Below are 7,269 nucleotides of genomic sequence, written 5' to 3' on the forward strand. Positions count from 1 at the left end.
TACGATGCCGGTTGATCGCAATCAAGCGCAACCGGCATCGCGTCATCTCAAAACGCCTCCAGCTCCAGCGCCATCGTCGAGCGCTTGCCCGACTTGATCGCCAGGAACGCCGCCGTCGCCTGGGGCAGGATGCGGTCGAAGAAGAAGCCGGCGGTGGCGAGCTTGGCCTTGTAGAAGCCCGCCTCGTCGGTGCCCCCGGCCAGCTTCTCGGTCGCGATCCGGGCCGACTTCAGGAAGCAATGCCCCATGCCGACCAGACCCAGCAGGCGCAGATAGTCGGTCGCGGCGGCACCCGCTTCCTCAGGGTCCTTCATCCCCTTTTGCGCGATCATGCCGGTGCTGAGTTGTAGCGCGCCGAAGGCCTGCTGCATCCCCGCCGCCCAGCCGGTAATGGCCTTGTCGTCATGCTTCACCAGCGCCTCGACCTGTTCGGACACCGCGTGGAAGAAGGGACGCATATAGCGGCCCATATGCGCGGGCATCTTGCGGCCGACCAGATCGAGCGCCTGGACGCCGTTGGTGCCCTCATAGATTTGTGCGATGCGGGCGTCGCGGACGAACTGCTCGATGCCATGGTCGCGAACATAGCCGTGGCCGCCATGAACCTGCACCGCCATGTTCGCCGCATCGAAGGCGAGGTCGGTGAACAGCGCCTTCACGACCGGGGTCATCAGCGCGACGAAGTCCGAAGCACGCGACTTGTCGGCCGGATCGACCGCATTCGCCTCCGCGTCCAGACCCCGCGCTGCCCATTGCCCCAGCGCACGGCACCCTTCCGCATAGGCGCGCATCGTCATCAGCATCCGACGCACGTCCGGGTGGACGATGATCGGGTCGGCGGGCAAGTCGGGGCGCTTGGCGCCGCCCAGCGCACGTCCCTGCAAGCGGTCCTTGGCGTAGGCGACGGCCGACTGGTACGCGATCTCGTTGACGCCCAGGCCCTGGATGCCGACCGACACACGCTCGGTGTTCATCATGGTGAACATGGCGGCCAGGCCCTTGTTCAGCTCGCCCACGACCCAGCCCTTGGAATCGTTGAACTCCAGCTGGCAGGTGGCCGAGGCCTTCAGGCCCATCTTGTGCTCGATCGCCGCGACGCTGACGCCATTGGCGGGGCCGACCGAGCCGTCGTCCTTGGGTAGATATTTCGGCACCAGGAACAGGCTGATTCCCTTCACCCCCTTGGGCGCATCGGGCGTGCGGGCGAGGACGAGGTGGATGACGTTATCGGTCAGGTCATGGTCGCCTGCCGAAATGAATATCTTGCCGCCGGTCAGCAGATAGGAACCGTCCTCCTGCGGCTCGGCGCGGGTGCGCAGCAGGCCCAGATCGGTGCCGCAATGCGCCTCGGTCAGGCACATGGTGCCGGACCATTCGCCCGAGATCATCTTGGGCAGGTAGAAGCTCTTCAGGTCTTCCGAGCCATGGCCCATCAGCGCGGTCGTGGCACCATGGGTCAGGCCGGGATAGAGGCTGAACGACAAGTTGGTCGCGCAGATCATCTCCTCGACCAGCTTGTTCACCGCCTCGGGCAGCCCCTGGCCGCCATATTCGACCGGCGAGGCGAGCGCGGCCCAGCCGCCTTCGCAGAACTGGCTATAGGCGTCCTTGAAACCGGCGGGGGTACGGACGACGCCATTCTCCAGCTTGCACCCTTCAATGTCGCCGGTGGCGTTGAGCGGGAGCAGAACCTCCTGCGTGACGCGCGCCGCTTCTTCCAGGATCGCGTCGTACAGTTCGGGGCCGAATTCGTCCTGCCCCACGACGGGGCCGAACTCGTCTTCCTGGAATAGCTCGTGGAGGACGAAGCGCATGTCGCGCAGCGGCGCATTATAGACTTGCATGGGATTATCCTCTCCCGATCAATTGCGCAGCGGCTTGCCGGTTTCGAGCATATGCTCGACCCGCGCCTGGGTCCGCGCATCCTTGACGCTTTCCATGAAGGCGGCGCGTTCCAGCTTGAGCAGCTGATCCTCGCTCACCTCGTCGATGATGTCGGCCTCGCCGCCGGTGACGATGTTCGCCAGACGGCCCGCGACGACCACATCGTACGGCGTCGCGACGCCCTTCTTGGCGAAGTCGGCGACCGCGCCGCTGAACGCGACCCGTCCGGCCGCACCCGGCAAGCGGAAGACCGGCTTTTCGGGCGGCTGATAGCCCTCGATCAGCGACAGCGCCTTCTGCTTGGCATCGGCCAGCAGGCGGTCGCGGTTCATGGTGATGCCATCTTCCTTGCGCAGATAGCCGAGGTCCTTGGCCAAAGCCGCCGAGCGCGACACCTGCGCGGTCGAGATGGTCTCGAACGCCTTCATCGCGGCGGGCATCGGCCCCTTGGGCATCTTGGGCGACTTGGCGAGGCGGTCGATCAGCTCGCCATTCCCGCCCCAGCCGGGCACCAGACCGACGCCGGTCTCGACCAGCCCGATATAGCTTTCCGCATGCGCCTGGATCGCATCGGCATGGAGCAGAATCTCGCACCCGCCGCCCAGCGCCATACCAGCCGGAGCCGCGACCACCGGGAAGGGCGCGTACTTCAACGCCTTGTAAGCCTGCTGCCCCGCGACGACCAGCTTGTCGACCTCGCCCCAGGCCGCGATGTTCACCGCGAACATGGCAAGGCCTAGGTTTGCCCCCGCCGAGAAGTTGCTGCCCTCGTTATAGATGACCAGCGCCTTATACTGGCTCTTCACCAGCGCGATGGTCTTTTGCAGGAGCGACAGAACCTGCTCGTCGAGCGCGTTCATCTTGCCGGTAAACTCGAACGCCACGACACCGTCGCCGACATCCCAAGCCGCCGCCGAACCGTTCTTCAGGAGCGGTTCGGAGCGCAGCTTGATGTCTTCGAGCAGCAACACGCCCTCGGCGCGCACGACATCGGCATAGTCGCCGCCGAGCGTCAGATATTGCCGCTTGCCATCGACCACGCGGTAGAAGGGCCGATCGCCTGCCGTCTCCAGCAGCGCCGGGACTGGCTTGCCCTCGGCACGCAGTCGCTCGGCCAGCTTGCCCGGACCCAGCCGGTCGATAAGCTCAAACGGGCCGAACTTCCAGTTATAGCCCAGCTTCATTGCGTCATCGATCGCGACCACGTCGTCCGCTGCCTCGCCGACCAGACCGGCGGCATAGGACAGGACGGGCCCCAGGATCGCCCAGGCATAGTCGCCGACCTTGCCCGGCGTCGCGACCAGCGCGGCTAGGTCCTTTTCGGCGCGACCGGGCAGACGCTCGGGCTTCTTCTCGGCGCGATATTCACCGGTCTTCAGGTCGATCGCCTGCTTGGCCTTGGTGCCGTCGGGCTTGCGGTCGAGGCGGTAGAAGCCGCCCTTACCCTTGCGGCCCGTAAAGCCCTCCGCGATCATCTTGTCGACCAGCGGCAGCGGACGGATCGTGTCGAAATAGGCATCGCCATCCGGCAGGGTCGAGGACAACGACTTGGCGAGCAGCGGCATCAGGTCGATGCCGACCAGGTCGATCAGCCCGAAAATGCCGGTCTTGGGCACGCCCATCGGACGGCCGCCAATCTGGTCCGCCTCCTCGACGGTCAGCCCCTGGTCCATCGCCGCATTGATCGCGACCGCCAGCCAATAAGTGCCGATGCGGTTGGCGATGAAGCCCGGCGTGTCCTTGGCGCGGACGATCCGTTTGCCCATGCGGTGATCGACGAACTGCTCGACCTTGGCCGTCACACCGGCATCGGTGTGGTCCGAGGTCACGATCTCGATCAGCCGCATATAGCGCGGCGGGTTGAAGAAATGGGTGATGAGGAAGTCTTGTCTGAACTGCTCCGACCGCCCCTCGACCAGATGGCCGAGCGGGATGGTCGAGGTGTTGGACGACACCGCCGTGCCGGGACGCTTTAGCGTTTCCAGCTTGGCATAGAGCGCCTGCTTAATGTCCAGCCGCTCGACCACCGCCTCGACGATCCAGTCGCACTCGGCGACCTTGTCGAGGTGATCTTCGATATTGCCCGTTTCCACCAGCTTGGCGGCGGCGGGGGACATGAAGGGCGCGGGCTCGGTCTTGAGCATCTTCGCCACGGCACCCTTGGCGATGACGTCGCGGTCGGCGCCGTCCTTGGGCACGATGTCGAGCAGCAGGACGGGCACACCGGCATTGGCGACCTGCGCCGCGATGCCTGCGCCCATCACCCCTGCGCCGATCACGCAAACCTTGTTGATCGTGTCAGCCATCATGCACGCTCCAAAACGGTCGCGATGCCCTGCCCGCCGCCGATGCACTGGGTGGCGAGCGCGTACTGGCCGCCATCGCGCGCCAACAACGCCGCCGCCTTGCCGACGATGCGCGCGCCGGTCGCGCCCAGCGGATGGCCGATCGCGATCGCGCCGCCATCCTTGTTGATCGTCTCGTCCTTCAGGCCGAGGTCGCGGATGCAGGCGATCGCCTGGCTGGCAAAGGCCTCGTTGATCTCGACCACGTCGAGATCACTGGCCGAAATACCCGCACGCTCCAGCGCCTTCTTGGACGAGCCGATCGGGCCCAGGCCCATCGTCTCGGGTTCGCAGCCCGAAATGCCGACCGACTTGATGCGGGCAAGGATCTTCAGGCCGTGGCGATTGGCAAACTCTTCCGACGTGACCAGCACAGCGGCCGCCCCATCGGTCAGCGGCGAGGCGGTGCCCGCCGTGACGGTGCCTTCCTTGTCGAAGGCGGGCTTCAGGCCGGACAGCACTTCTTCGGTCGTGTCGGGACGGATCAGGCCGTCCTCGGTGACGTCGCCCGCCTTGGTGTGGATCGGCACGATCTCATCGGCGAGACGCCCGGCGGCGCGCGCCTCGGCGGCCTTTTTCTGGCTGGCGACCGCGAATTTTTCCTGCTCGGCGCGAGTGATCTGGTACTTGGTCGCGACATTCTCGGCGGTCTGGCCCATGCCCATATAGGCGCCGGGCCGGGCAGCGGCGAGTTCGGGGTTGGGCAGCGGGTTATAGCCGCCCATCGGCACCCGGCTCATCGACTCGATGCCGGCGCAGATGAACGCCTCGCCCGCGCCGATCTGGATCTGGCCCATGGCGATATGAATGGCCGACATGGACGATCCGCAGAAGCGGTTCACCGTCATGCCGCCGACCGACAAAGGCAGGTCCGCCAACAGGCCGATCAGCCGCGCGACGTTCATGCCCTGCTCGCCTTCGGGGAAAGCGCAGCCCAGGATCACGTCCTCAATCTCGGCGGCATCGACGCCCGTCCGCTCGATCAAGCCGCGAATCACCTGCGCGGTCAGATCGTCGGGCCGAACCCGTGCGAGCGCGCCCTTGCCAGCCTGGGTGAAGGGAGAGCGGGCATAGCCTGCGATCACGATGTTGGTCATCCAATCCTCTCTTTATGGGCTTGCGGCCTAACGTTAAGGTGCGTTACCTACCCTATACGTCAACACAATAAGCAACTCGACCACAATCGACAACCGGGTATGGTCGAAAAATGATATAGGAGAGCGACGCGATGATGACCGGAGCCATCGGGGGCGGTGCGAATACGGCATCTGGCATGGCCGTACCGGGGCAGGCGACCGGAAGCCCGCTGCTGTCCGAGCCTCGACTGTTGTCCGATATGTTCGAGACTACGGTACGGCGACACGGACATCGTCCGGCGATCGATTTCATGGGCCGGATCACGCGTTACGGCGAATTATCGGATATGGTGGACCGCGCCGCCGCCGGCTTGCAGGCGCTCGGGGTGAAGCCGGGAACGCGCGTCGCGCTCTGCCTGCCCAATATCGTCTATTACCCGGTGCTGTTCTTCGCGACGCTCAAGGTTGGTGGCATCGTCGTCAACGTCAATCCGCTCTATGTCGAGCGCGAGCTTTGCCATCTTCTGGAGGATTCGGGCGCGGAGATCATCGCGACCTGCGACATTCCCGACATTTACACGCGGGTCAGCCATGTCGCCGAAAAGCTGGGGCTGCGGCATGTTATATCCTGCCCCGTGGCCGATGCCCTGCCGAAGGTGAAGGGGCTGGCCTATCGGCTGCTCAAGCGGTCGATGATCGCCGCGCCCGGACCCTCGCCCCGCCACCTGAGCTTTGCGCAGATGATGAAGCGCGGCGGCACGCTGACCCCGGTATCGGCCAAGCCCTACGATGTGGCGGTGCTGCAATATACCGGCGGCACGACCGGCAGCCCCAAGGCGGCGATGCTGTCGCATGCCAACCTGATCGCCAATGCCGACGCCATGGTCATCCATACCGGCGGCGAGGAGATGATCGGAGAGGAACGCATCCTCGGCGTCCTGCCCCTCTTCCACGTCTTCGCGCTGACCACGGTGCTCAGCTTCGCGATCCGGGTCGGCGCCGAGATGATCCTGCTTCCCCGGTTCGAGCTGGACCAAGTGCTCAAGACCATCGCGCGCAGCCAGCCGACCTATTTCCCCGCCGTGCCCACCATCTACAACGCGATCGCCGGCGTGGCGGCGGCGCGCAAGGTAGACCTGTCCGCGATCAAGGCCTGCATTTCGGGTGGCGCGCCCCTACCCGCAGAAGTCCGCATCGCGTTCGAGAATACGACAGGCGGCAAGCTGGTCGAGGGCTATGGCCTGTCCGAGGCATCGCCGATCATCACCTGCAACCCGATCATCGGTGAAAACAAGGGCGGCTCGGCGGGCCTTCCATTCCCCGGCACGATCATCGAAATCCGCGACCGCGACAATCCCGACCGGCTGATGCCGCCGGGCGAGGTGGGCGAAATCTGCGCGCGCGGGCCGCAGGTCATGTCCGGCTACTGGAACAAGCCGACCGAAAGCGAGCAGGTCTTCGTCGATGGCGCGCTGCGGACCGGCGATGTCGGCTATCTGGACGAGGACGGCTATCTGTTCATCGTCGACCGGATCAAGGACGTGATCCTGTGCGGCGGCTATAACGTCTATCCGCGCATGATCGAGGAAGCGCTGTACGAGCATCCGGCGGTCGCCGAGGCGGTGGTGATCGGCATTCCCGATGCCTATCGCGGCCAGTCGCCCAAGGCCTTCGTCAAGCTGGCCCCCGATCATCACGCCACTCCTGCGGAATTGCGTGCCTTTTTACAGGACAAGGTCAGCAAGATCGAACTTCCCCGCGAGGTCGAAATCCGCGAAAGCCTGCCCAAGACCTTGATCGGCAAATTGTCGAAAAAGGAACTGGTTGAGGAAGAAATGGGTCGCGTCCGTCAATGTGGTGTAAAATCGGGTGTGGCCACTGGGCTGCATTTTCAGGCGGCCTTGGGTGTAATCTGTAGCGGCTGTGCCTCCTCGATCATTGGTGTGGCAAGGGCGGCCATGCCC

At 64.9% G+C, this 7,269-nt stretch carries 4 protein-coding genes; 1 reads left to right on the forward strand and 3 read right to left on the reverse strand.

Translation table 11 applies throughout. The annotated features are described in order from the left end of the window. Nucleotides 1-47 precede the first annotated feature (47 nt). The 3 genes from NZL82_RS02670 to NZL82_RS02680 are packed head-to-tail and all read right to left on the reverse strand — an operon-like array spanning nt 48 to nt 5,326. A complete protein-coding gene (locus NZL82_RS02670) occupies nt 48-1,844 on the reverse strand; it encodes an acyl-CoA dehydrogenase C-terminal domain-containing protein (protein ID WP_261268218.1) in 1,797 nt (598 codons plus the stop codon). An 18-nt stretch (nt 1,845-1,862) separates the two neighbouring features. Continuing rightward, on the reverse strand, nt 1,863-4,190 hold the full coding sequence (locus NZL82_RS02675) for a 3-hydroxyacyl-CoA dehydrogenase/enoyl-CoA hydratase family protein (RefSeq protein WP_261268219.1): 2,328 nt from the start codon (nt 4,188-4,190) through the stop codon (nt 1,863-1,865). Beyond that, complete coding sequence (locus NZL82_RS02680) at nt 4,190-5,326, reverse strand: thiolase family protein (protein ID WP_261268220.1); 1,137 nt, start codon at nt 5,324-5,326, stop codon at nt 4,190-4,192. Before NZL82_RS02680 ends, NZL82_RS02675 begins: the two co-directional genes overlap by 1 nt. Nucleotides 5,327-5,460: 134 nt before the next feature. Here NZL82_RS02680 and NZL82_RS02685 point away from each other — a divergent pair. Beyond that, nucleotides 5,461-7,269 (forward strand): long-chain-fatty-acid--CoA ligase (locus tag NZL82_RS02685; protein WP_405051336.1); only part of this gene is annotated, 1,809 nt, incomplete at its 3' end.

Source organism: Sphingomonas sp. LC-1, from assembly GCF_025371035.1.
GTDB classification, from domain to species: domain Bacteria; phylum Pseudomonadota; class Alphaproteobacteria; order Sphingomonadales; family Sphingomonadaceae; genus Sphingomonas; species Sphingomonas sanguinis_E.